The organism is Geminicoccus flavidas (assembly GCF_009806515.1).
GTDB classification, from domain to species: Bacteria; Pseudomonadota; Alphaproteobacteria; order Geminicoccales; family Geminicoccaceae; genus Geminicoccus; species Geminicoccus flavidus.
In genome coordinates this window covers 1-3,453 of record NZ_WUJP01000973.1, presented here as the reverse complement: position 1 = coordinate 3,453, position 3,453 = coordinate 1, and the positions used below count along the sequence as shown (strand labels likewise).

At 74.5% G+C, this 3,453-nt stretch carries 1 protein-coding gene; it reads left to right on the top strand.

All coding sequences use genetic code 11. From position 1 onward, the window contains the following. On the top strand, positions 1 to 3,453 hold a 3,453-nt coding region (locus EQG76_RS27815; protein WP_159718315.1), incomplete at both ends, for a beta-ketoacyl synthase N-terminal-like domain-containing protein.

The following is a 3,453-nucleotide window of genomic DNA, read 5'->3' as shown; positions in this document are numbered from 1 at the left end:
CTGCATGCGGCCGATGGTGCCGAGGCCGCGGCCAGGCTCCGCGCCCGCGACGTCCCCATCGCCCGGGTGCCGCCCGACCGGGCACCCGGCCGCTTCGACCCGCAACGAGCCCCAGGCGAAGACGAAGCGGCCTTCCTCGACCGAGCCGCCGCGGCGTTCCTTGCCGGCGACGAGATCGACGGGCGCCTGTTCGATGCGGACGAGCCCTGGCGCGTCTGTGCCGCCCCGACCTACCCGTTCGAGCGCAGCCGCCACTGGCTACCGGACAGCGGCCGGGCTCAGCTCGATCCGGCCTGGCTGCTCGACCTCGCCTTTGTGCCGGCACCGCCGCCGGTCTGGCCGGACATGGCCCTCGCCGCTTCGGCAGAGCAGTGCGCGCGCACCCGGGCACTGGACGCCCTGGCGCTGCGCTACGTGCAGACAGCACTGGCCGGATTTGCGTCTGGGGAGATCGTGCCGCGTCATGCCGCCCTTGCCGATCGCCTGCGCAACTGGCCGGCGGCTCCCGCGATGGCGGAGCCCGCCGATGGTCCCGACCTCCGGCTCCTGTGCCGCGTGGGCGAGCTGCTGGCCGACCTTCTGCGTGGCGAGGTCGAGCCGCTCGACCTGCTCTTTCCGGGCGGAGATTTCGCGGAGGCCGCGCGCCTCTACGCCGAGGCCCCGCTGTTCGCCGGTCCGGCCGCAGCGCTCGCGGCGGCTGCGCGCGGCTGGGCGGAGCGCCGCGGCGGCCCGCTGCGGATCCTGGAGATTGGCGCCGGCACGGGCGGGCTGACCCGCCATCTCCTGCACGCCCTGGACGGGGTCGAGCTCGACTATCTCTATACTGACCTGTCCCCGGCCTTCCTCGCCTGGGGCGAGGCGCAGTTCGGCAAGCGGCCGGGCTTCAGGACCGACCTGTTCGACCTGGAAGCCGGGGACCTGCCGTCCGGCAGTTTCGATCTCGTGGTCGCGGCCAACGCCGTTCACGCCACCGCCGATATCGGCGCCAGCATCGCGGCCGCCGCCCGCCAGCTCGCACCGGGCGGCCACTTGGCCCTGGTGGAGCTGGCACGGGCGCCTGCTTGGATCGACCTCGTGTTCGGCACGACGGAAGGCTGGTGGCGCTACCAGGGCGATCCGCGCCGGCCGGACCATGCGCTGCTGGACGCGCCGTCCTGGCGCCAGCTGGTCACGGATGCCGGCCTCCAGCCGGTGGCGGTCGCCACGGATGGCGACGCCCATGCGGTGGTGGTCGCACGCCGGCCATCTGGCCGGAGCTTCCGTATCCTCGGGGAAGGGCCGCTCGCTGACCGGCTGCGGGCGGCGCTATCCGGCGAGCAGCCAGCGACCGACCTGGTCCTGGTCGCAGGCTGCGGCGATGTCGGCGCCCAGATCCAGGCGCTCGCCCAGGACGATGCGGCCCGCCGCTGGCTGGTCCACGAGCGGGACGAGACCGGTCTGCGCGGCGCCTTCGCCGCACTGGCGCTGGACCGGCCGGAGAGCGCCGCCAGTGCGATCGAGCTGCTGGATGAGGACGAGGCCAGCTTCGCGCTGCTGCTGGCCGAGCTGGAGGCCGGCGGGGCGGAGGACCGGGTGCGCCTTGCCTCCGGGACGCGCAGTGTCGCCCGCCTGCTGCCCCGGGACGAGCCGCTGCCCGAGGCGCCACCGGTCCGGGCGGACGGGCTCTACGTCATCGCCGGCGGGCAGGGCATGCTCGGCCGCGCCTTCGCCGCTTGGCTGGTCGAGCAGGGGGCCCGCCACCTGCTGCTGGTCGGCCGCACCATCACCGAGGGCCCGTGGCTGGACCGCCTGCGTGCCGCTGGCGCGGAGATCCGCCTGGCCCGGCTCGATCTGACCGCTTCGGACGCCGCGCCCCGGCTGGCCAGCCTGATCGATCGCCCGGTGGTCGGCCTCGTTCATGCCGCCGGCAGTGCCACGGGTGGGGCCGGCGAGCTGGTCGCAGCCAAGCTCGCGATCGCCTGGACGCTGGCAGAGGCGGTGGCAGCACATCGCCCGGACTTCCTCCTGCTCGCCTCATCGGCAGCCGGCATCTGGGGCGTGCGCGGCAATCCGGGCTATGCCGCCGCCAATGCCGCGCTGGACGGCTGGGCGGCCGACGCCCGGGCGCGCGGCCTGCCTGCCACCAGCCTGGCGCTCGGCCGCCTCGCCGAGGCCGGCCTGCTCGCGGCGGAGGAGGCTGCCGCCCTGGAGGCGGCCGGCCTCCACGCCCTGCCCTTGCCGGTGGTCTGCCGGGCCGGCCTGGACGCGGCGGCGGCGGCCGGCCTCGCCACGCTCGTGCTGGCGCGGGTGGACTGGCCGCACTTCCTCGGCACGATCGAGGCGCGGCGCCGCCATCCCTTGTTCGACCGGCTGCGGCCGGCAGCGCTGCCGGTGAGCACACAGGCAGAAGCAGGGCGTCCGGCGCTCCAGCCGGCCCAGGATCTGCGCCAGCTTGTTGCCGAACTTCTGGGCCATGCCGATCCCAACCGGCTCGATCCGGAGCGCGGCCTGTTCGAGCAGGGGCTGGACTCCCTGATGGCGCTGGCCCTGCGCCGACGGCTGGAGGAGCTGTCCGGCCGGCCGGTGCCAGCCTCCGTCCTGTTCGCGCATCCCTCGGTGGCAGCATTGGAGCGCTGGCTGGCGGGAGAGAGCGGCACGCGGTCCGCGGCGCCCGCGGCGCCTGCGGCGGAGAGTGGTAACGCCATCGCCATCATCGGCATCGGCTGCCGCTTCCCCGGCATCCACGGCCCGGATGCGTTCGCCGATGCCGTGTGGGGCGGGATGGACCTGATCCGCGAGGTCCCGCCCGAGCGCTGGCCCATCGACCAGTGGTACGACCCGGATCCGGCCAGGCCCGGCCGGATCGCCAGCCGCTTCGGTGGTTTCATCGCGGGTGCCGACCGGTTCGACGCCAGCTTCTTCGGGATCAGCCCGCGCGAGGCGGCGCAGATGGACCCGCAGCAGCGCCTGCTGCTCGAGACCGTCTGGGAAGCGCTGGAGCATGCGGTGATCGCCCCGGACCGCCTCCAGGGCAGCGCCACGGCGATCTTTGTAGGTGCTACCGGCAGCGATTATGCGGCGCTGGCCCGCAAGGCCGGCGCCGCCAGCCTGGACGGCCACAGCCTGACTGGCCAGCCGAGCAACACCCTGGCCGGGCGGGTCGCCCATCTGCTGGGCACGGAAGGCCCGGCAGTGGTGGTCGACACCGCCTGCTCTTCCTCGCTGGTCGCCTTCCACCTGGCGGTGCGGGCTCTGCGCAGCGGCGAGGCCAGCCTCGCCGTCGCCGCCGGCGTCAACCTGCTGCTGGCGCCCGAAGGATCGGTGATCCTGTCGCGCGCCGGCCTGCTGGCACCGGACGGGCGCTGCAAGACCTTCGACGCTGCCGCGAACGGCTATGTCCGTGCCGAGGGCTGCGGCGTCGTGGTGCTCAAGCCCCTGGCCCAGGCGCTCGCCGACAACGATCCGGTGATCGCG